Here is a 20,965-nt window from a genome sequence, read left to right as displayed (position 1 = left end):
TACACTGCCCCGCCGTGTTGATCCGACCGCACACGCGCCTGACAGGCGCTGCGCATTGTCGCACTGTCTTTCCCGCCCTCGCGGCGGGATCCGGAACATCCTGTGATCACGCCCAATCAACAACTGATCGAACTCGGCCACTTCGCGGTCATGCTGGCGCTGCCGGTGGCCCTGCTGCAGGCGGTCTCGCCGCTGCTGGCGCGGGCGCTGGGTCGGCCGCAGCTGGCCAGCATCGCCGTGCGTGGCGCCTGGCTGCAGCTGGCGCTGGCCGTGCTCGGCTGGGCCGCGCTCACGCACGCCTTCGTGACCGACAACTTTTCGGTCTGGTACGTGGCGCAGAACTCCAACAGCGCCCTGCCGTTGATCTACAAGATCAGCGCCGTGTGGGGTGGACATGAGGGTTCGCTGTACCTGTGGTACGTGATTCTGGTGGCCTGGACGGCCGGGCTTGCCTGGTACGGCCGGCGCCATTTCCCGGACCGTCTGCCGATTGCGTTGGCGGTGCAGGGGGCGCTCAGTGTGGGTTTCCTGGGGCTGATCCTGTTCCTGTCGAATCCGTTCGCGCGCCTGCTGCCGATTCCCGGCGACGGGCGGGACCTGAACCCGCTGCTGCAGGACCCGGGCATGGCGATTCATCCGCCGATGCTCTACATGGGCTACGTGGGCTTTTCGATTCCGTTCGCACTGGTGCTGACCGCGCTGCTGACGCGCTGGCCGGCCGAGGACTGGCTGCCGGTGGTGAGACGCTGGGCGCTGGCGGCGTTCGGCTTTCTGACCATCGGCATCATGCTGGGCGGGGCCTGGGCCTATTACGAGCTTGGCTGGGGCGGCTACTGGGCCTGGGACCCGGTCGAGAATGCCTCGTTCATGCCCTGGCTGACCGGCGCCGCGCTGGTGCATTCGCTGATGGTGCAGGAGCAGCGTCGGCTGCTGCATAGCTGGAATTTGTTCCTGGCCATCCTGACCTTCTCGCTGTCGCTGCTGGGTACCTTCCTGGTGCGCTCGGGCGTGCTGTCGTCGGTGCACGCCTTTGCCGTCGATCCGGGGCGCGGGGCCTACATCCTGGCCTTCCTGGCGCTGGTGGTGGGTGGCGCCTTCGGGGTATTCGTGTGGCGGGGCGGCGAGGGGCAGTCCAGCCCGCGACCGACCGCCTGGCTGTCGCGCGAGACGCTGCTGCTGACCAACAACGTGCTGTTCACGGTGGCCGGCGCCTGCGTGTTCCTGGGCACGCTGTATCCGCTGTTCCTGGACGTGACGGCCGAGCAGAAGATCACCGTCGCGGCGCCCTATTTCAACAGCGTGGTAGTGCCGCAGCTATTGCTGCTGGTGCTGCTGATGGGGCTCACGCCCAGCCTGCCGTGGCGTCGCGCCCAGCCGCGGGTGCTGTGGGCGCGGCTGAAGTGGCCGGTGCTGTTCGCGGTGTTGGCCGGTGCGCTCACGCTGGTGCTGGCGCGACCGCTCAGCCTGCTGGCGGCGGTGGCGGTCGGATTCGCGGCGCTTGCGGTGGCCACCATCGCGGCTGATCTGTGGCGCGGCGGGCGCAGCCTTGCCGCTGCCGAGCAGCGGACGCTGCCCGGCGCGCTGCTGCTGAACGCCTGGCGGGCGCGCCGCCACTACGGCGCGCTGCTGGCGCATTTCGGGGTGGCCGTGGCCACCGTGGGCCTGGTGGCGGCCGGCCTGTTTCGCCAGCACAGCATGGTCACCCTGGCGGCGGGCGATACGCTGGAACTTGCCGGGCACCGCGTGGAGCTGATCGGCGTGGGACCGGTCAGCGGCCCCAATTACGACGCCGAGCGCGGCGAATTCCTGCTCGACGGGCATGTCCCGCTGGTCTCCGAGCGGCGCACTTACCGGGCCAGCCACATGCCGACCACCGAGTCCGGCATCCACTCCACCTGGCTGCGCGATGTCTACGTGGTGCTGGGCGAGGCGCGCGATGGTCGCCACACCGTCACTGCCTATGTGAATCCGCTGGTCGAGTGGATATGGACGGGCGTCGGCTTGATCGGCCTTGGCGTGCTGATGTGTCTGGGTGAGCGCCCGGCACGCCGGGTGGATGGAGCTGGTTGAGCTCAGAGTTGACGATGGCCCAGACGCCCGCTGATTCGCTGGCCGGCCACACGCCGGCCATGCAGCATTACCTGCGCCTGAAGGCGCAGCAGCCGCAGGCTCTGCTGCTGTATCGCATGGGCGATTTCTACGAGCTGTTCTTCGACGATGCGGTCGAGGCGGCCCGGCTGCTGGACATCACCCTGACCAGCCGCGGCGAGTCCGGCGGCAAGAAAATCCCGATGGCCGGCGTGCCGGCGCACGCGCTGGAGAACTACCTCGGCCGCCTGGTGCGACGCGGGCGCACGGTGGCCATCTGCGAGCAGGTCGGCGTGCCGGACGGGCGCGGGCCGATGCAGCGCGAGCTGGTGCGCGTGGTCACGCCCGGCACGCTGACCGACGATGCACTGCTCGACCAGCGGCGGGACAACCTGATCGCGGCAGTGCTGCGCCAGGGTGAGCGCGCCGGACTGGCGGTACTGGAGCTGGCCAGCGGCCGCTTCACGGTCGGTGAACTGGCCGGCGAGGCGGCGCTGGCGGCCGAGCTGGCGCGCCTGGCACCGGCCGAGTTGCTGGCCGCGGAGGGTGAGTCGGCCGTGCCGGACGGGCCGTGGAGCGTGACCTCCCGCCCACCGTGGCAGTTCGATGCCGCCAGTGCGCAGCGGCGGTTGTGCGAGCAGTTTGGCGTGCGCGATCTGACGGGCTTCGGCTGCGCCGGGATGGCGCTGGCCATCGGCGCGGCCGGCGCGCTGCTGCAGTACGCGCAGGACACGCAGTTGGCGGCGCTGCCACATTTGCGCGGCCTGCGCGTGCAGGCGCCGGACGCGGTGCTGGTGCTGGATCCGGCCACCCGCCGCAATCTTGAAATCGACCGCAGCCTGTCGGGCGACGAGCGCGCCACGCTGGTCGGCGTGCTGGACGCCTGCGTCGGCGCCATGGGCAGCCGCCAGCTGCGGCGCTGGTTGCTGGGGCCGATTCGCGATCACGCCGAACTGCGCCGCCGCTATGCGGCCATCGCCGTGCTGTTGCAGGACCAGACCTACGTGCGGGTGCAGGAGGGTCTGCGTGGCCTGGGCGATATCGAGCGCATTCTCGGCCGCGTGGCGCTGCGCAGCGCCCGGCCACGGGATCTTGCAGCCCTGCGCGACAGCCTGGGATTGCTGCCGGGACTGGCTGACTTGCTCGCGGATCTCGAGGCGCCGCTGCTGGCAGACCTGCGCGCCGCGCTGCCGGGCTTCGAGCCGCTGCACGAGTTGCTCTGCCGCGCGGTGGAGGCGACGCCGCCGGCCTTGCTGCGCGATGGCGGCGTGATCGCGGCCGGTTTCGACGCGCAGCTCGACGAGCTGCGGTCCATCGGCCGCGATGCCGGCACCTACCTGCTGGAGCTCGAACAGCGCGAGCGGGAGCGCACCGGGATTGCCGGCCTCAAGGTCAGCTACAACCGCGTGCACGGCTACTACATCGAGCTCAGTCGCGCCCAGGCGGCGGCGGTGCCGGCCGACTACACGCGCCGCCAGACGCTCAAGAATGCCGAGCGCTACCTGACGCCGGAGCTCAAATCCTTCGAGGAACGGGCACTCGGCGCCCGCGAACGCGCCCTGGCGCGCGAGCGCCTGCTGTTCGAGCAGTTGCTGGATGCGGTCACGGCCGAGCTGGCGCCGCTGCAGGCCGCGGCCAGCGCGCTGGCGCAGTTGGACGCGCTGGCCTGTCTTGCCGAGCGCGCCGACCGTTTCGGTTATGTCGAGCCGCAGCTGGACGAGGCGCCGGGCATCCACATCGATGGCGGTCGCCATCCGGTGGTCGAGCGCCTGGTCGACGAGCCGTTCGTGGACAACGATCTTGAGCTCGACGAGCGGCGGCGCATCCTGCTGATCACCGGCCCCAACATGGGTGGCAAGTCCACCTACATGCGTCAGGTGGCGCTGATCGTGCTGCTGGCCCATGCCGGCAGCTACGTGCCGGCGCGCGCGGCGCGCATCGGCCCGGTGGACCGCATTTTCACGCGCATCGGCGCCGCCGATGACGTGGCCGGCGGGCGCTCCACCTTCATGGTGGAGATGAGCGAGACGGCCAACATCCTGCACAACGCGACCGATCGCAGCCTGGTGCTGCTGGACGAGGTCGGCCGTGGCACCAGCACCTACGACGGCCTGGCGCTGGCCTGGGCCTGTCTGATGCATCTGGCGCAGCGCGTGCGGGCCTTCACCCTGTTCGCCACGCACTATTTCGAGCTGACGGCGCTGGCGCAGGAGCTCGACGGCGTCGACAACGTGCACCTGGATGCGGCCGAACATGCCGGCGGAATCGTGTTTCTGCATTGCGTGCAGCCGGGGCCGGCGCGGCGCAGCTATGGCCTGCAGGTGGCGGCCCTGGCCGGCGTGCCGGCGGCGGTGCTGGCGTTGGCCAGCGAGCGTCTGGCGCAGCTGGGCGAGGGCCTGCCGGCACCGCTTGCAAGTGCGCCACCGCAGCGCCAGTTGGGTTTGTTCGAGCCGCAGCCCGGCCAGGCGGTGCTGGACCGGCTGGCGCTGATCGATCCGGACCAGCTCGCGCCGCGGGCAGCGCTCGATCTGCTTTACGAACTGCGCGCGCTGGCCGGCGGCGCAAGCCCGTCGTAAGCAAGCCGCGGTGTGGGAAGCCCGCCCACGGGCCGACTGCCTGATTCGAAGATTCGCGGCGGGGGCGCCGCTCCCACGGGCGTCGTCTGTGTCGTGGGAGGCCCGCCCACGGGCCGAATCTGATCGCGGGCGCGTGGCAGGTGCCGGTCGGCCCAGGGCTGGCCGCTATAATTGCTCGCTTTTTTGTCCCGGAGAACGGTCATGGCCTTCGTCGTCACCGAAGCCTGCATCAAGTGCAAGTACACCGATTGCGTGGAAGTGTGTCCGGTGGACTGCTTCCGCGAAGGCCCGAACATGCTGGTCATCGACCCCGACGAGTGCATCGACTGCACCCTGTGCGTGGCCGAGTGCCCGGTCGAGGCCATCGTCGATGAGGAAGAAGTCGCCGCCGACCAGCAGGAGTTCATCGAACTGAACGCCCGCCTGTCGCAGCTGTGGCCGCCGATCACCCAGCGCAAGGACGCACCGGCAGATGCCGAGCAGTGGGCCGGCGTGCCGGGCAAGCGCAAGCTGCTGGAAGAGTAGGGCATGCGTATTGGCATCGTCGGGGCTGGCGGCATCGGCTGCCTGCTGGGTGCGCGTCTCGCCGCCACCGGTCAGGCCGAAGTGCTGCTGCTGGCGCGCGGCGAGCATGCGGCGCGCCTGGCCGAGCAGGGTCTGGTTCTGGACTTCAACGGCGTGCGGGAAACGCACCGCCTGCCCGTGATCGACACCGCGAACGAGGCTGCGCTCGGCCAGCTTGCCGGCTGCGACTGGCTGCTGTTTGCCTGCAAGAGTCAGCACACGCGCCGCCTGGCCGAGCAGTTGAAGTCTTATGTGAGTGCGGACTGCCGGCTGGGCTCGCTGCAAAACGGCGTCGACAACGAGCCGATCCTGGCCGAGGTCTTCGAGCGGCCGGTGATGGGCGGCCTGATGCGCAAGTTCTTCGCCCACATCACCGCCCCCGGCGAGGTGGAAGTGCGCGGCGTGCTCGAGGCGGTTCTGGGCGATTATCCGACCGGCTGCGGCCGCGAAACGACGGCCATGGTCGAACTACTGCGTCAGGCCGGCGTCACCGTCTACGCGAGCGAAGACATCCGCCGCGAACTGTGGCGAAAGCTGGTCCTGAACAACGGCTGCAATCCGCTGGCGGCAGTGACCTTCCTGGATACCCAGCGCATGGCGAATGACCCCGACATGGCCTGGGTGATGCGCAACCTGATGCGCGAGGCCGGCGCCGCGGCGGCAGCCGACGAGGTCGAGTTCAGCCCGCACGAACTGGAAGCCGTGTTCCAGTGGATCAAGGGCATCGACCCCATCAAGCCCTCCATGCAGGCCGACGCCGAGCGCGGCAAGCCGCTGGAGCTGGATGGCATCACCGGGGCGGTGCTGCGCCGGGCCGGGCAGCTGGGCATCGAGGTGCCGGTCACTGCCACGCTGCATCACATCCTGCTGGGCAAGTACGGCAGTTCGGACTGAGCCTGCCGGACCGGAGCGCGGAGCGCGTCGGTCAGTTCTGCACCAGCACCGGCTCCTCGTCACGGCCGAAGTGCGTGACCAGCACCGGGCGGGTGGCCAGGCGAACCACCTTCTCGGCGACGCTGCCGACCAGATGCTTCAAGCCGGAGCGGCCGTGGGTGGCCATGATGATGAGGTCGACCTGCTCGTCGCGCGCGGCGGCGACGATTTCCTCCGCCGGCCGGCCAAAACGCACCACATAGCGGGTTTTGATGCCCTGATCGAGGTGTTCCTGGGTCAGGGCCTGAAGCTGCTCGCGCGCGTAGGCGGCCATTTTCTCCTCATAGCCGTGCGAGTCGCTCAGGTCCGGCGCGAACGGCGGCGGTTCCGCCACGTACAGCAGCACCAGTTCGGCATCGAAGGTCCGCCCCAGGCCGGCCGCGTAGGCCAGCGCGCTGCGGGCCGGATCGGAAAAATCCAGCGCTACCAGGATGCGTCGCAGCGTGACCTTTTGCATGACGTGTCCTCCGGCATCGGCGTTATGAGCCAGGAAAGCTCCGGCGCAGTCTTGCGCACCGGTGCCGCGGCGGCAAGCCTCTGCGTATGACTGCCGTCAAGCGTCAGCTCATCTGCGCGCGCAACCGCGCCTGCAGCGGGCTCGAACGCGGAAAATGCGCCAGCAGGAATTCCATCTGGTCGGCCAGGATGCGTCGCCCACGCAGGTAGACGTACTCGGCATGGGTCGGCACGAACGGGATTGCCAGCAGCTGCATGCCGGCCTGTTCCGGCGTGCGGTTGGCCTTGTGGTTGTTGCAGCGCTTGCAGGCGGTGACGACATTGGCCCAGGTGTCGGCGCCGTTGGCACTCAGCGGGCGTACGTGGTCCCGCGACAGCTCGCGCGACAGGAACTGCTGGCCGCAGTACAGGCAGGTGTGGCCGTCGCGCTTGAAAAGGGCAGGGTTGTTCAGGGGCGGCGAGTACACCTCGCGGCTGCGGCGCAGCGCCGACTGGTCGCCGGAAGTGGCGATGATGGAATTGACCTCGACCACGCTGCGCAGGCCGCTGGCGGCATTCCTGCCGCCGTGCACCCGGTACAGCAGCGTGCCGCAGGTATAGGCCACGTGGCCGAAGTGGTACAGGCGTACCGCGGTCTGGTAATCCACCCATTCAAGGGGCATTCCGGACACGTCCGTGCGCAGCACCTGTTGAGCAAGCTGTTGTGTCATGTGCGTCCCCGTCGGTGCGCGTACCGACGCCAAAAACGGCCATCCATCAAGCTTGGACCGCGATTGTGTAACCGGTATTTCGGCCCGCGGCAAGCGGTGACGGTGGCCGGGTCGCAAGCGGGGCGGCTGGGATAGAATCCCCAGCCCGCCCTGCAAGCCGAGTTTCAATGTCAGCCACTGTTCGTCGGCTTGCCGATACCAACGCTCGCCTGCGCGCCGGTGCGGCGCAGGACGAGGTACTGGCATCGGCGCCGGCCAGCGCGACCCAGGCCGGTCTGCGCGCCGATGGCCGGCTGGGCGTGCGCTACGCACTGAATCTGGCGGCCGGTGCGGACGCGGCTGGCAAGGCAGCTCTGATAGCGCTCGAACAAACGGTCGAGCTGCCGCGATCGCTGCTGACGGCGGAGCTGGCCGAGCGCCTGGCCGGACGGGTCGAGGCGGTGCAACAGACCGGGCCGCGGCGCGCACAGGCGTGGCTGTCGTACAGTCTGGACGCCATTGGCGCTGACCTGCCGCAGTGCCTGAACCTGCTGTTCGGAAACATCTCCCTGCAACCGGGAATTCGCGTGGTCGGCATTGACTGGCCGGCCACGCTGCTCGGCGCGCTGGGCGGTCCGGGACATGGCATCGCCGGCCTGCGCGCGCTGACCGGGGTGCATGGCCGCGCGCTGCTGTGCACGGCGCTGAAGCCCATGGGGCTGTCGGCGTCGGAACTGGCGCAGCGCTGCGAGGCCTTCGCCCGCGGCGGCATCGATATCATCAAGGATGATCACGGCCTTGCCGACCAGCCGGCGGCGTCGTTCGCCGAGCGTCTGGCGCGCTGTCAGGAGGCGGTGACGCGGGCCAATACCGCCAGCGGCGGCAACAGCCACTACTTCCCGAACGTGACCGCACCGGCGGCGCTGCTGGCGCAGCGTCTGGCGGCAGCGCGCGAAGCCGGCTGCCTTGGCGTTCTGATCAGCCCGTGGCTGGTCGGCCTGGACACGTTGCGCCTGATCCGCGACCAGTACGGCCTGGCCATCCTCGCGCATCCGGCGCTGACCGGCAGTCTGTTCGGACGCGGCGCCGGCATGGCGCCGCAGCTGGTGCTGGGCGATCTGTTCCGGCTGGCCGGTGCCGATGCGGTCATCTACCCGAACGCCGGCGGGCGTTTCGATTTTTCAGCCGCGACCTGCGCGCGCATCAACGACCACTTGCGTCGGCCGCTGGGCACGCTGCGGCCCAGCCTCCCGGCGCCGGCGGGCGGCATGGATGTGGCCAGCGCCGCGCACTGGCTGGGGCGATACGGGCCGGATACCTTGTTGCTGATCGGCGGCAGCCTGTACGCGCAGGGTGATCTCGAGCGCGGCGCGGCGGCACTGCGTCGTGTGGTGGACGAGGTGTTCAGGTGAACGGCGACGAATCGCACGTGCTGCGCGGCGGTGACTTCGAGTGGCCGCAGATACCGCTGCGGGCCTACAAGGACGAGGATGGCCCGCATCGGCACATCACCCGTCGCACCTTGCTGGGGGAAGGCGACGGGGAACAGGCGCTCGATGCACTTGTGCGCTATTTCGAGATTCAGGCCGGCGGGTATTCGACCCTGGAGCGCCACCAGCACCCGCATGCGGTGATCATCCTGCGCGGTTGCGGGTCGGTGATTCTGGGCGAGCGGGTCCAGAATGTGGCGCCGCTGGACTGTGTGTACGTCGGTCCGCAATGCTTCCACCAGTTCCATGCCAATGCCGGCCAGGCGCTCGGCTTTTTGTGCGTGGTCAGTCGCGAACGGGACCGGCCGCAGTTGCCGACCGATGAGGAGCTGGCGCAGCTGCGCGCAATCCCTGCCGTGGCCCGGTTGTTGCGCGTATAGGAAACGGAAGTATTCAGCGTTTCCCGCAGCGCAGGGACGCGTTGCCAAGATCAGCGGCCGTAAGCTGCTGATCTTGTCAGCCATCGGAAAACCACTTTTTGCGATGGCGGGTGCTGACAAATCCAGGATGGAGTTATTCAGCGTCCTATAGGCACAAAAAAGCCCGCCGGTTTCCACCGACGGGCTTTCCGGAAAGGATGCCGGGGGACGTCCCCGGTTTGCGGTCAGCGCGTGATGTAGTCGCCGTGGATCCAGCCGGTCCGGCCGTTGGCTTCCACCGCCCACCAGGCGCCTTGCTTCTCGCCGGTCGGCGTCACCGGCGTGCCCTTGGACACCAGCTGCACCACCGGCGACTGGGTCGAGGGGCCGGAGCGCATATTGACGGCCGACAGGGTCATATAACCGGACGCCGACGGGCGGGTGGCCGCCGGCTGGGTCGCCTGGACCTGCGCTACCAGTTTGTTGTGGGCGTCCAGAAAGGCCGCTGAGACGATCTTGCCGATATCGGTGCTGGCATACGCGCCGCCACCGGCGCCGACCAGACCACCGAATGCCAGGCCGCCGAAGCCCAGGTCGCGCTTGCTGGCGCTGCCCTCGGCGGCAGCTTCCTGCTCGCCAGTACGCACGTTGGTCAGGAACAGCGTGACCTGGGACTCCATGTTGGTCCACTTGATGCCACCGGCAATGGCGCCACCGATACCCGGAATCAGGGCACCCAGCCCGGCGCCGCCGCCGCCGGCGTTGGAATCCTTGAACACCACGTTGGGCGTGATCAGGAAATCGGCCGCCTTCATCTGACCGGCGCCCATGTTGCTGCCGCTTTGCAGGTCCCCACCGGCGGCCATGGCCCGCTCACGCTGCATGGCCTGGCTGGCCTGGCCGCGGTCGACCACGCGGAAGCAGTTGCTCTGCGCCATCATGATGCGCAGCAGCGGAATCGGACTGGTCAGGCCGGCCTGTGCCAGCATCGGGTTGTCCTGCTCGATCAGCGCGGCGGTACCGATGGGCGTGGCGCAGCGGGTCAGCTGGGGTGCCGCGCCCTGCGCACCAGCCGCGCCGGCCGACCCGCTGACCATGCTGCCGCCGCTGCCGAGCTGGGTCTGGGTGGAGGCGCAGCCGGCAAGCGCCAGTGTGGCGACCCCGCACAGGCTGACGATCAGCGTTTTTTTTCTCGACATGTAAAGACTCCCTGGGATGGTTGCTTCGGTTTATTGGTGAGCAGGCACGAGGAGCAAAACTATACCCAAGCCCGCCTGCCTGCGGGTTGTGGGGCAGTTCACATGCGAACGACGATCTTGCCGAAGTGCCTGCCGGCGGCCATATGCTCGAAGGCAGCGCCGATGTCGGCGCGCTCGAACACGCGATCGATGACCGGTTCGATGCGGTGGGTGCTGATGGCGCGGTTCATGGCCTCGAACATCTCGCGCGGGCCGACGAACACGCCATGCAGGCGCAGGCCCTTCATCAGCACCGGGCGCAGATCCATTTCGGAGGCGTTGCCGGCCAGCACGCCGATGATGGTGATGGTGCCGCCCATGCGTGCGGAGTTGATGGACTTGGCGATGGTGCCGGCACCGCCGACCTCCACCACCTGATCGACGCCGGCTTTGTCAGTGAGCGCCAGCACCGCCTTGTCCCAGTCCGGTTCGCTCGCGTAATTGACGCCGTGATCAGCGCCCAGCGCCTTGGCGCGGGCCAGTTTCTCGTCACTGCTGGAGGTGATGATGACCTTGGCGCCGGCCGCCTTGGCGAACTGCAGGGCAAACAGCGACACGCCACCGGTGCCCAGCGCCAGCACGGTATCGCCCGGCTTGACCTGACCCTGCACCACGACTGCGTTCCAGGCCGTCACGCCGGCGCAGGGCAGCGTCGCCGCCTGCTCGAAGGAAAGATGCTCGGGGATCGGCAGCAAGCCGTCCTCGTCGAGTGCCACCAGTTCCGCCGCCATGCCATCGCCGGGGCCGCCCAGCGTGGAGCCGCGGGCCGCCGGTGTGGCCTCGCCGCCCAGCCATTTCTGCGCAAAGATCGCCACCACCCGGTCGGCGGGCTTGAAGCGGCGCACGCCGGGACCGACCGACACCACCTCGCCGGCACCGTCGGACAGCGGGATCAGCGGCAGCTTCTGGCGCGGGTTGTACTGGCCCTGCACGGTCATCAGGTCGCGGAAATTCAGCGACACGGCCCGCACGCGCACCAGCACCTGACCGGGGCCGGGCTGCGGGTCGGGACGCTCGACGACCGCCAGCTTGGCGACGCCGAATTCGGGAATTTCGATCACCTTCATCAGGAACTCTCCTCGGGGGTACGCGAACTGCCGGTGGGCAGCCGGGTCAGATTTTCGAGCGCGATTATAGGCACGCCGCGCCGGGGAATCGGCGGCGCTGTGCCATCATTGCGCGGCGCGGTCGGGGCGCATCAACGAGGAAATCGCATGAAATCGAGTTTTGCAAGTCTGCCTGCGCTACTGATGTGCGTGGCCCTGCTGGGCCCGGCGATCGCCAGGGCCGGCCAGGCCGAGGACGACCGCCTGCACGCGGCGACCGATGTGCTGCACCAGATCAGCGAGATTCCCGAGAACGCCATTCCGCCCGAACTGCTGGCGAACGCCTACGGCATCGCCGTGATTCCCGGCGTGATCAAGGCCGGTTTCGTGGTTGGCGGGCGCTGGGGCAAGGGCGTCATTGCCGTGCGCCAGGACAGCGGCTGGAGCAATCCCAGCTTCATCACGCTGGCCGGGGGCAGCATCGGTTGGCAAATCGGCGCCCAGTCGACCGACATCATTCTGGTGTTCAAGACCCGCCGCGGGGTCGAGAACCTGGCCGCGAGCAAGGTCACGCTGGGCGCGGATGCCGCCGTCGCCGCCGGGCCGGTCGGTCGCCAGGCTTCCGCCGCCACCGATGCGCAGATGAAGGCCGAGATCTACTCCTATTCACGCAGCCGGGGCTTGTTCGCCGGCATCGCGCTTGAAGGCGCTGTCCTGCAGCCGGACGAGGAGGCCAACGCAGCCGCCTATGGGGGCAATGTGTCGTCCTGGGATGTGTTCGACAACCGCGTGTTCAGTACGCCGCCGCTGGCGCAGAAATTTCGCCAGGCCCTCGTTAAGTACGCGCCGCCGCCGACCCACTGAGTGCATCGGCCGGCAATGCCGCAGGCCGCCGGCCTGTCCAGCGAACCGCAGTCGCGCACGCTGCGGGCGCGCGGTTGTTGGACGGTCGAGTGTCTGGACGAAGTGATGCACAGCCTCGAGGCCTGGCAGGGACAGGGCGACTGGCGTCTGAATACCGATGCGGTGACCGAACTGGACACCGCGGGCGCCTGGGCCCTGCATCGGCTGGGTGCGGTGGCCCAGGCCCGCGGCGCACAGATCGACTATGGCGCCCTGCCGCCCCGGCACGCGGCGTTGCTGGAACTGGTGCGCGCCCGCCTGTTGGGCGCGCCACCGCCGGCACCGCGAACTGGCGGCCCGCTGGAACAGATCGGCCGAGCGGTGGTGCAAAAGCTCGCCGATGTTCTGAAGTTTCTGGATTTCTGGGGCCAGCTGATCCTGGATGGCGTGGCCCGCCTGCGCCGCTTTCGGCTAAGTCAGGTGGTGCAGGAAATCGACGCCGCCGGCGTGCGCGCGCTGCCGTTGCTGGGGGTGCTGGCGTTCCTGATGGGGGTCGTCATCACCTACCAGGCCGGCGAGCCGCTCAAGACCTTCGGCGCCAACATCCTGGTGGTGAATCTGGTCGGCGTGACCATGTTGCGGGAAATGGGGCCGCTGTTGGCGGCGATCATCGTGGCCGGCCGCACCGGCTCTGCCTACACCGCCCAGATCGGCACCATGCGCCTGACCGAGGAGCTCGATGCGCTGCGCAGCATCGGCATCACGCCCATGGAAATGCTGGTGCTGCCCAAGGTGCTGGCGCTGATGCTGTGTCTGCCCCTGCTCACGCTGTACGCGTCGGCGCTGGGCATATTCGGTGGCATGGTGGTGGCCGATGGCCTGTACGGTGTCGGCTACGCCGATTTCCTGCGCCGACTGCCGACGACCTTTGCACCCAGCACCTTCTGGGTGGGCCTGATCAAGGCGCCGGTGTTCGCCCTGCTGGTGGCCAGCGTCGCCTGCCACCGCGGACTTCGCGTCGGTCGCAGTGCCGAGAGCATCGGGCGCGAAACCACCACCAGCGTGGTGCAGAGCATCTTTCTGGTCATCGTCGCGGACGCGGTGTTCTCGGTGGTGTTTCAGGTGCTGGGCCTGTGAGCGAGGCCCTGGCCATCGAGGCCGAAGCCCTGACCACGCTGGCTGGCGGGCGAGTGCTGCATCGCGACCTGAACCTGACGGTGCGCCGCGGTGAGGTGCTGGCGGTGGTGGGTGGCTCGGGCTCCGGCAAGACGGTGTTGCTGCGCACGCTGAGTCTGCTGCAGCCGCCGGCCGGCGGGCGGCTGACCGTGCTGGGGCAGGATGCGGCGCGTCTGGGCGCGGGCGGCTTGCGGGCACTTCGCCGCCGCATCGGCATCCTGTTTCAGCAGGGCGCGCTGTTCACGGGCCTGAGCGTGCTCGACAATGTCTGCCTGCCGTTGGCGGAATACACCGGCTTGTCGCTGGGCGATCGTCGCGAGTTGGGTATGCTGCGCCTGGGGCAGGCCGGTCTGCCGGCGGATGCGGCCGGCAAGTTTCCGGGCGAGCTCAGCGGCGGCATGATCAAGCGTGCCGCCCTGGCCCGGGCACTGGCGCTGGATCCGGAGCTGCTGTTCCTGGACGAACCCTCGGCCGGACTCGACCCGGTGACCGCCGCCGGTCTGGACGAACTCCTTGGTGATTTGCGCGAACTGCTGGGACTGACCGTACTGATGGTGACGCACGATCTGGACTCCATCGCCCGCGTCAGCGACCGGGTTGCCTTTCTCGGCCGCGGGGCACTGCTGGCGGTGGCGCCGGTGGCCGAGCTTGCCGCGTCGCAGGAGCCGGAGATTCACGCCTATTTCGCCGCCTCGCCACGCGATTTCGGAAAGCCGACATGCAGGCCCGCGTAGCTTACGTTGCGGTCGGCGCCTTCGTGCTGCTGCTCGGGGCGGCGCTGATCGGCCTCGGGCTGTGGCTCGGCTCGGGGCGGGAAGCCGGTGAGTTTCGCTTGTTCTATGGCTACACCAAAGACTCGGTTGCATCGCTGAATCTGTCCTCGCGCGTGACGTATCAGGGCGTCGAAGTGGGTCGGGTGGAGGCCATCGAGCTGGATCCGGAGGATTCCACGCGGGTGCGGCTGACTTTCAAGATCCGTCACGATGTACCCATCAAGACGGACACGGTGGCGACTCTCGCCGTGCAGGGCCTGACCGGTCTGGGTTCGGTCGAACTCAGCGGCGGCAGTCCGGACGCGCCGCTGCTCGAGCGCACCGAAGGCAGCCCCTATCCGGTGATTCCGATGCAGCCCTCCCTCATGACGCGTCTGGATACTGCGCTCACGCTGGCCATGAGCACGCTGGAACAGGCAAGTCAGCGCCTGCTGGTGATCCTCAACGACGACAACGCGCAGGCCATCGGCTCCATCCTGGCCAACACGAAGCACATCACCGGTGCGCTGGCCGGACAGAGTGACCGGCTGGACCGCACCCTGGGCGATCTGGAACGGCTGGCCAAGTCCGGTGCCCAGGCTGGCGAAACGCTGGCGCCGCGCATCGAGCAGGTGCTGCGGCAGACGGAACAGCTGCTGGCGACCCTGCGCAGCACCGGCGAGCAGGTCGGCACCACTGCCCGCGACAGCCGCCGTCAGCTCGAATACACCGGCGGCGTGCTGCTGCCCCAGGTCGAGCGTGCGGTGGATGAACTCGGCTCCGCCGCCGGCAGCCTGCGCGAACTGGGTGATCGGCTCAGCGCCAATCCGCAGATGCTGCTGCTTGGCCCGCCGCAGCGCGAGCCCGGACCGGGGGAACGATGAAGCATCTGATCGCCGCCGCGCTGGTGTCGCTGCTGGCCGCCTGTTCGCTGCCGCTGAGCGCGCCCCAGGCGGACCTCACGCATACCCTGGCGCTGCCCGCGCAGGCCAGCGTCCCGCTGGCCATACCGGTGGGCCGCACCATCCAGGTGGCCACGCCGACCGCCGCGCCCGGTTATGACACCGCGGCCATGGCGTACCGACCGTCTGCGCATGAGCTGCGCTACTTCGCCCGCCAGCGATGGATCGACCGTCCGGCGCGCCTGCTCGGGCAGGCGCTGATGGATGGCTTCTCGGCCGGCGGCGCGCGGGTTTTGGCGCCGGGCAGCGGCGTGCGTGCCGACTACCGCCTGCTCAGTGAACTGCTGCAACTGGAACAGGACTTCACGCGCCAGCCAAGCCGGATACTGCTGTCCGTGCGACTTCAGCTGGTGGACGTGGGCAACAGGCGCGTGCTGGGCAGCCGCACGCTGCGGCTGGAGCAAGCCGCAGCCAGCGACGATCCGGCCGGTGGCGTCGCCGCCGCCAATGCGCTGGTAGAGCGCGCGGTGGTCGAAAGCGCCGGCTTTTGCCGGGAACTGCTCGGCAACTGAAGGTTGTCTCACAAACCCTGCAGGTAGCCCGGCCCCAAAAGGCGCATCTGGTTCAGCACCCAGCGTTGGCGCTGGCGCAGATAGTCCGATGGGGCGTCCACCCGCAGCAGCGATGGCGACGGCAGCGCTGCCGCCAGCAGGGCGGCTTCATGGCGGGTCAAGGCCGCTGCCGGTTTGTCGAAATAGGTACGCGCCGCGGCCTCCACACCGAACACGCTGCCGCCGAACTGGGCGATGTTCAGGTAGACCTCCAGGATGCGCTGCTTGGGCCACAGCAGTTCCAGCAGGCCAGTGAAGTACAGCTCGATGCCCTTGCGCAGCCAGCTTTGATCGCGCCAAAGAAACAGGTTCTTGGCCGTCTGCTGGGTGATGGTGCTGGCCCCGCGTGGGCGGTTGCGATACTGGTTGTCGCGAATCGCCTGCCGGATGCCGGTCAGGTCCAGGCCATGGTGCTCCCGAAAGCGCTGGTCCTCGGCCGCCACCACGGCCAGCGCCATGACCGGCGCGATGCCTTCGTAATCCACCCACCGATAGGGGTAGGGGTAAAAGCCGTACCCGGCGCGCAGCGCGGCGATGCGGTTTTGCAGGATGAACGAGGTGGTCGGCGGCGGCAGCCAGCGCAGCACCAGCACTGCCCCGACAGTCACCGCCAGCCAGATCAGAAGCGCGCAACGCAGTGCCCGCAGCAATCCGCGCAGCGCGCGGGCGGCGCGGCTCACAGCCAGCGGCGCACCCGCGCGCAGTAGTCGGCGTATTCCTGGCCGAAACGCCAACGCAGGTGCTCCTCCTCGCGGGCGATGACCAGCCGCTGCATGACCGGCAGCACCCACAGCAGCATCAGCAGTACCCAGGTGCTGCCGGCCAGCAGGCCAAGGCCCACCTGCAGCACGGTCAGGCTCAGATAAATCGGGTTGCGGCTGAAGCGAAACGGGCCTGTTTCGACCAGATTGCTGGCCGCCCGCTGCGGGTTGATGGTGGTCTGGTGGCGCCGCAGCTCGCGCAGGCACAGCCCGAACAGCGCCACGGCCAAAGCGATCAGAACCACGCCGCTCCAGAATCGCAGTGCGCCACCGGGCAGCGGCCACGGCAGGGGACGTTCCAGCCACAGGCCAAGGCCGATGGCGACGGCATACAGAATCGGCGGCGGCAGGGGTACGCGCGGGGTTTCGGCACTCATTTCGTGTCCTCTGGAATCAGCAATACCTTGCCGGTGGTGTGGCGCGCGCCAAGATCGGCGATGGCCTGCGGCGCGTCGCGCAGCGGCCGGCGCTGCGACACCAGCGGCGCGATGGCGCCCTGTCGCCACAGATCGAACAGGTCGGCCATCTGCTGTGCTGCGGCCGGCCGATTGCGGCGGCGCCAGGCGCCCCAGATCACGCCCAGCGCCGACAGGTCCTTCAGCAGCAGCCGGTTGGCCGGGATTTCAGGAATCGCTCCGGCGGCAAAGCCGACGATCAGCAGCCGGCCGCCGAACGCCAGCAGGCGCAGCGCCTGAGCGGTGTAATCGCCGCCGACCGGATCGAGCACGGCATCCACGCCGCGACCGGCGGTGACCGCCTTGAGCTGTTCGGTCCAGCTCGGCTCGCGATAGTCGAAGGCCTGCTCGGCGCCGTGCTGCAGGCAAAGGGCGCACTTGTCGGCGCCGCCGGCTGCCGCCAGCACGCGAAGACCCAGCGCCCGGCCCAGTTGCACCGTGGCCAGCCCGACGCCGCCGGCCGCCGCCAGCACCAGCAAGGTCTCGCCGGCGCGCAGTCGGCCGCGTTCCAGCAGGGCATGGTGAGCGGTGCCGTAGACCACGGGCAGCGCAGCGGCATCGACCAGATCGACGGCCTCCGGCACCCGGTACAGGTCTGCGGCATCGACGCAGGCGTACTCGGCGAAGGCGCCATAGCCGACCAGCCCGCACACGCGATCGCCGACCGTGAGCGCGGCATCCGTGCCGACGGCATCCACGGTGCCGGACAGTTCGACGCCGGGCGTGAACGGCAGGGGCGGGCGTTCCTGGTAGCGCCCGCCGATCATCAGCGTGTCCAGAAAGTTGAGCGCTGCGGCGGCGACCTTGACGCGCACCTGCCCGGGGCCCGGCTCGGGCAGGGGCAGGTCGGTCCACTGCATCTGTTCGGGCGTGCACCAGTCGCGGACCAGCCAGGCGTTCATCGCGTTCGTATCCTCGGAGTCGGCAAGGGGCGGCGAGGATTTCCTCGTCAGACGGGCGGCGGCGCAGCGGGTGAGGGTTGGACCCTGAAGCAGGCCGCATACAGCGTCGGCACGAACAGTACGGTCAGCACCGTGGCCACCAACAGTCCGCCCATCATGGCATAGGCCATCGGTCCCCAGAAAGGATCGGTCAGCAGCGGAAGCAGCGCCAGGATGGCGGCGGCGGCGGTCACCACGATGGGCCGGAAGCGGCGCACGGTCGATTCGATGACCGCCTCGTGGCGGCTCAAACCGGCCGCCACGTCCTGGCGGATCTGGTCGACCAGGATCACTGTATTGCGCATGGTGATGCCGGCCAGCGCCAACACCCCCAGCTGCGCCACCAGGCCCAGCGGCAGGTCCGCCACCCACAGCGTGACCAGCACGCCGATCAGGCCCAGCGGTGCCGAGGCCAGCACCAGCAGCGTCAGGCCCAGGTGCTGCAACTGCAGCATCAGCAGCGTCACGATGGCCACGGCAATGATCGGCATCACCGCGCCGATGGCCTCATCCACCTCCGCGCTGAGCTCGCCGATGCCGCCGATCTCCAGGTGATACCCCAGCGGCAGGCGCTGGCGTATGGCATCGAGCCGGTCCCGCAGCTGGGCATCCACGTCCAGTGGCTGCACGTACCAGGGCAGGTCGGCATATACCATGATGGCTGGCACGCGGTTGTAGTGGCTGACCACGCCTTCCTCCACCGCCGGCTGAAGGTGAGCCAGCTGGCCAAGCGGCAGGCTGGAGCCGTCGGCCAGTGGTACCGGCACATTCGGCAGGTAGCCCAGGCGCGTGCGCTCGTCCTCAGTCAGGCGCAGCACCACGTCGATGGTCTCGTCGCGGTCGCGCAGCTGCGTCACCGGCCGCCCCGACAGCAGCATGTCGAGTGACTCGCCCAGGCGCTGCGCGGACAGTCCGAGTGCCGTCAGGCGCGCCTGGTCCAGATCCAGCCGCACCGTGCTGACCGGCCCGCGCCAGCTGTAATGGACGCCGCTGGTCTGCGGGTGATCGTGCATGACGGCGCGGACCTGCGCGGCGAACTCGCGCAGCGTGGCGCGGTCCGGGCCGGTGATGCGGTATTCGATCGACGACGGCGCCGGCATGCCGAACGGAAACACGTTCACCCGCGCCCGCGCCTGCGGGAGCTCGCCGGCGATGCGTGTGCGCAGCGCCTCGCGCAGGCGATCGCGCGTCGGCCGGTCGGTGGTCTGGACGTAAGTCTTGATGACGTTGTGGGTGGGCAGCTCGATCCACAGGTCCGTGAAGATGCGCGGCGTGTCGGAGCCGATGTAGCTCACCCAGCGCACCACGCCCGCCTCGCCGGCCAGCAGGCGGTCCAGATCCTTGGCCAGCGTCTCGTTGGCGGCGAAGGAGCTGCCTTCCGGCAGCCAGGTTTCGACGATCAGGTCCGGCCGGTCGGTGAGTGGAAAGAACTGTTTCTCGACCTGCCTTCCGGCCACGGCGGCCAGGCCCACGAGCAGCGCCACCGTTGCCGCCACCCACCCCGGGCGGTTGACGCAGGCGCGCACCAGGCCGCGCAGGCGCCTGTAGAAGGGCGTGTCGTACACCTCGTCGTGGTGCGCTACCTGCGCCGGCAGCATGCGGTAAGCGAGGTAGGGCGTGAACAGCACCGACACCAGCCAGGACACCAGCAAGGCCACCGCAATCACGCCGTAGAGACCGAACATGAACTCGCGCAGCGCCGATTTCGCCAGCGCGATCGGCATGAAGCCGGCGATCGTGACCAGTGTGCCGGTCAGCATGGGCAGTGAGGTACTGGTGTAGGCAGCGCTGGCAGCGTGGAAGCGGTCCAGGCCCTGGCGCATCTTCACCTGCATCATCTCGACAATGATGATGGCGTCGTCCACCAGCAGGCCGAGCGAGATGATCAGCGCGCCCAGCGAGATGCGCTGCAGGTCGATGCCCATCACCTGCATGGCCATGAAGGTGGCACCCAGCACCAGCGGAAAGGCGGTGGCCACCACCAGGCCCGACCGCAAGCCCAGCGTGGCGTAGCTGACCAGCAGCACGATGCCGACGGCCACCGCCAGCTTGAACAGGAACTTGTCGAGCGTGTGCGTGACCACCTGCGGCTCGTCCGCGACCAGTGTGGTGTGCACGCCCACCGTCAAGCCGGCCTCCAGGCGCTGCATCAGCGTCACCACGTCGCGGCGCAGATCGACCACATTGCCGCCGGCAGCCATCGAGATGGCCAGTCCCACCGCCGGATGGCCGTTCACGCGCATCAGCTGTTCTGCCGGGTCCTGGTAGCCGGCGCTGATTTCGGCCAGATCGCCCACCGTCAGCAGCCGGCCATCGGCCGCCGGCACCGGCACCCGGCGCACGTCGTCCACGCTGCCGAACTGGCCGCCCAGGCGCAGGCGCAGGCGATCGCTGGTGTTCTCGATCTGGCCGGCCGCCTGCATGGCATTATGGCCGGCGATGGCCTCGGTCAGCGCCAGCGGGCTCACACGCAGATTGCCCAGCCGCGCCGTCGACAGGTTCAGGTACACCCGCTGCGGCTGGGCGCCGATCAGGACCACTTTCTCGACGATCGGCAGACGCAGCAGCTCCTCGCGCAGCCAGTCGGCCTGATCCTTCAGCTCCGCGTAGCTGAACTCGTCGCCCCAGATGCCGTACACCAGCGGGTAGACGTCGCCGAACTCGTCGTTGAAATACGGCCCCTGCACGCCCGGCGGCAGGGTGTCGCGGATGTCGCCGACCTTCTTGCGCACCTGGTACCAGATGTCCGGCACCTTGGTCTTCGGATCGGTCAGGCTGTTTTCGAGGTTGACCCAGATCCATGCCTCGCCGGGCTTGGAGGTGCTGACCAGGCTTTTCAGGTACGGCGTGTCCTGCAGCTTGCGCTCGATCTTGTCGACCACCTGCTGCTCGATCTGCTCGGCACTGGCGCCCGGCCAGAACACGCGTATCGGCATGGCGCGCAGGGTCCAGTCCGGCATGTCGGTCTGGCCCAGGCCAAAAAATGCCACCGCGCCCCCCACCAGGATGAGGCCGATCAGGTAGGCCGTCAGGGCAGGGCGGCGCAGACCCCATTCGGCCAGGTTGTAGCGGGACATGCGGCCGC

General features: G+C 68.8%; 19 protein-coding genes. 11 read left to right on the top strand and 8 right to left on the bottom strand.

Features of this window, described 5'->3' with window-relative positions; all coding sequences use genetic code 11:
* Positions 1 to 102 precede the first annotated feature (102 nt).
* The 4 genes from H5U26_RS10295 to H5U26_RS10280 all read left to right on the top strand — a co-directional run bounded on the left by H5U26_RS10295 (position 103) and on the right by H5U26_RS10280 (position 6,122).
* Complete coding sequence (locus H5U26_RS10295) at positions 103 to 2,070, top strand: heme lyase CcmF/NrfE family subunit (RefSeq protein ID WP_290619323.1); 1,968 nt, start codon at positions 103 to 105, stop codon at positions 2,068 to 2,070.
* A gap of 14 nt (positions 2,071 to 2,084) precedes the next feature.
* The gene (mutS, locus tag H5U26_RS10290) at positions 2,085 to 4,664 is read left to right on the top strand and encodes a DNA mismatch repair protein MutS (protein ID WP_290619321.1); all 2,580 of its coding nucleotides are present in this window, start codon (positions 2,085 to 2,087) and stop codon (positions 4,662 to 4,664) included.
* 201 nt (positions 4,665 to 4,865) lie between these two features.
* Complete coding sequence (fdxA, locus tag H5U26_RS10285) at positions 4,866 to 5,189, top strand: ferredoxin FdxA (RefSeq protein ID WP_290619319.1); 324 nt, start codon at positions 4,866 to 4,868, stop codon at positions 5,187 to 5,189.
* Positions 5,190 to 5,192: 3 nt separating this feature from the next.
* Positions 5,193 to 6,122, top strand: a complete 930-nt coding sequence (locus H5U26_RS10280; protein ID WP_290619317.1) for a 2-dehydropantoate 2-reductase — start codon at positions 5,193 to 5,195, stop codon at positions 6,120 to 6,122.
* Positions 6,123 to 6,153: 31 nt separating this feature from the next.
* Here H5U26_RS10280 and H5U26_RS10275 read toward each other — a convergent pair whose 3' ends face one another.
* The gene (locus H5U26_RS10275) at positions 6,154 to 6,618 is read right to left on the bottom strand and encodes a universal stress protein (RefSeq protein WP_290619315.1); all 465 of its coding nucleotides are present in this window, start codon (positions 6,616 to 6,618) and stop codon (positions 6,154 to 6,156) included.
* Positions 6,619 to 6,721: 103 nt separating this feature from the next.
* On the bottom strand, positions 6,722 to 7,327 hold the full coding sequence (locus H5U26_RS10270) for an HNH endonuclease (protein WP_290619313.1): 606 nt from the start codon (positions 7,325 to 7,327) through the stop codon (positions 6,722 to 6,724).
* Positions 7,328 to 7,494: 167 nt separating this feature from the next.
* Between H5U26_RS10270 and H5U26_RS10265 the strand changes: the two genes are divergently transcribed.
* Positions 7,495 to 8,718: a RuBisCO large subunit C-terminal-like domain-containing protein gene (locus tag H5U26_RS10265; RefSeq protein WP_290619311.1), complete on the top strand. Its 1,224-nt coding sequence runs from the start codon at positions 7,495 to 7,497 to the stop codon at positions 8,716 to 8,718.
* Entirely contained in the window at positions 8,715 to 9,176 is a 462-nt protein-coding gene (locus tag H5U26_RS10260; protein WP_290619309.1) for a cupin domain-containing protein, read from the top strand. The genes H5U26_RS10265 and H5U26_RS10260 overlap by 4 nt, the downstream gene beginning before the upstream one ends.
* Before the next feature lie 224 nt (positions 9,177 to 9,400).
* On the opposite strand, the gene H5U26_RS10255 is transcribed toward H5U26_RS10260, so the two are convergent.
* Positions 9,401 to 10,354, bottom strand: a complete 954-nt coding sequence (locus tag H5U26_RS10255; RefSeq protein WP_290619307.1) for an SH3 domain-containing protein — start codon at positions 10,352 to 10,354, stop codon at positions 9,401 to 9,403.
* Between the two features lie 98 nt (positions 10,355 to 10,452).
* On the bottom strand, positions 10,453 to 11,460 hold the full coding sequence (locus tag H5U26_RS10250) for an NAD(P)-dependent alcohol dehydrogenase (protein ID WP_290619305.1): 1,008 nt from the start codon (positions 11,458 to 11,460) through the stop codon (positions 10,453 to 10,455).
* A 147-nt stretch (positions 11,461 to 11,607) separates the two neighbouring features.
* Between H5U26_RS10250 and H5U26_RS10245 the strand changes: the two genes are divergently transcribed.
* From H5U26_RS10245 to H5U26_RS10225, 5 genes are read left to right on the top strand one after another with little or no spacing between them, the layout of a single operon-like run.
* Complete coding sequence (locus H5U26_RS10245; RefSeq protein WP_290619303.1) at positions 11,608 to 12,303, top strand: lipid-binding SYLF domain-containing protein; 696 nt, start codon at positions 11,608 to 11,610, stop codon at positions 12,301 to 12,303.
* A 15-nt stretch (positions 12,304 to 12,318) separates the two neighbouring features.
* Positions 12,319 to 13,419, top strand: a complete 1,101-nt coding sequence (locus tag H5U26_RS10240; protein WP_290619301.1) for an MlaE family lipid ABC transporter permease subunit — start codon at positions 12,319 to 12,321, stop codon at positions 13,417 to 13,419.
* Complete coding sequence (locus H5U26_RS10235) at positions 13,416 to 14,192, top strand: ATP-binding cassette domain-containing protein (protein WP_290619299.1); 777 nt, start codon at positions 13,416 to 13,418, stop codon at positions 14,190 to 14,192. Before H5U26_RS10240 ends, H5U26_RS10235 begins: the two co-directional genes overlap by 4 nt.
* Positions 14,177 to 15,094 (top strand): MlaD family protein, encoded by a 918-nt coding sequence (locus tag H5U26_RS10230; RefSeq protein ID WP_290619297.1) that lies wholly within the window; start codon positions 14,177 to 14,179, stop codon positions 15,092 to 15,094. The genes H5U26_RS10235 and H5U26_RS10230 overlap by 16 nt, the downstream gene beginning before the upstream one ends.
* Positions 15,091 to 15,684: an ABC-type transport auxiliary lipoprotein family protein gene (locus tag H5U26_RS10225; protein WP_290619295.1), complete on the top strand. Its 594-nt coding sequence runs from the start codon at positions 15,091 to 15,093 to the stop codon at positions 15,682 to 15,684. The genes H5U26_RS10230 and H5U26_RS10225 overlap by 4 nt, the downstream gene beginning before the upstream one ends.
* Before the next feature lie 8 nt (positions 15,685 to 15,692).
* Here H5U26_RS10225 and mtgA read toward each other — a convergent pair whose 3' ends face one another.
* From mtgA to H5U26_RS10205, 4 genes are read right to left on the bottom strand one after another with little or no spacing between them, the layout of a single operon-like run.
* Complete coding sequence (gene mtgA, locus H5U26_RS10220) at positions 15,693 to 16,403, bottom strand: monofunctional biosynthetic peptidoglycan transglycosylase (RefSeq protein WP_290619293.1); 711 nt, start codon at positions 16,401 to 16,403, stop codon at positions 15,693 to 15,695.
* On the bottom strand, positions 16,400 to 16,861 hold the full coding sequence (locus H5U26_RS10215; protein WP_290619291.1) for an isoprenylcysteine carboxylmethyltransferase family protein: 462 nt from the start codon (positions 16,859 to 16,861) through the stop codon (positions 16,400 to 16,402). The genes mtgA and H5U26_RS10215 overlap by 4 nt, the downstream gene beginning before the upstream one ends.
* Complete coding sequence (locus H5U26_RS10210) at positions 16,858 to 17,841, bottom strand: NADPH:quinone oxidoreductase family protein (protein ID WP_290619289.1); 984 nt, start codon at positions 17,839 to 17,841, stop codon at positions 16,858 to 16,860. Before H5U26_RS10210 ends, H5U26_RS10215 begins: the two co-directional genes overlap by 4 nt.
* A gap of 47 nt (positions 17,842 to 17,888) precedes the next feature.
* The gene (locus H5U26_RS10205; protein WP_290619287.1) at positions 17,889 to 20,957 is read right to left on the bottom strand and encodes an efflux RND transporter permease subunit; all 3,069 of its coding nucleotides are present in this window, start codon (positions 20,955 to 20,957) and stop codon (positions 17,889 to 17,891) included.
* Positions 20,958 to 20,965: the final 8 nt, after the last annotated feature.

The sequence above is a fragment of the Immundisolibacter sp. genome, from assembly GCF_014359565.1.
Classification (GTDB): domain Bacteria; phylum Pseudomonadota; class Gammaproteobacteria; order Immundisolibacterales; family Immundisolibacteraceae; genus Immundisolibacter.
Note: the sequence above shows the minus strand (reverse complement) of the source record. Positions and strands in the feature narration are given on the sequence as shown.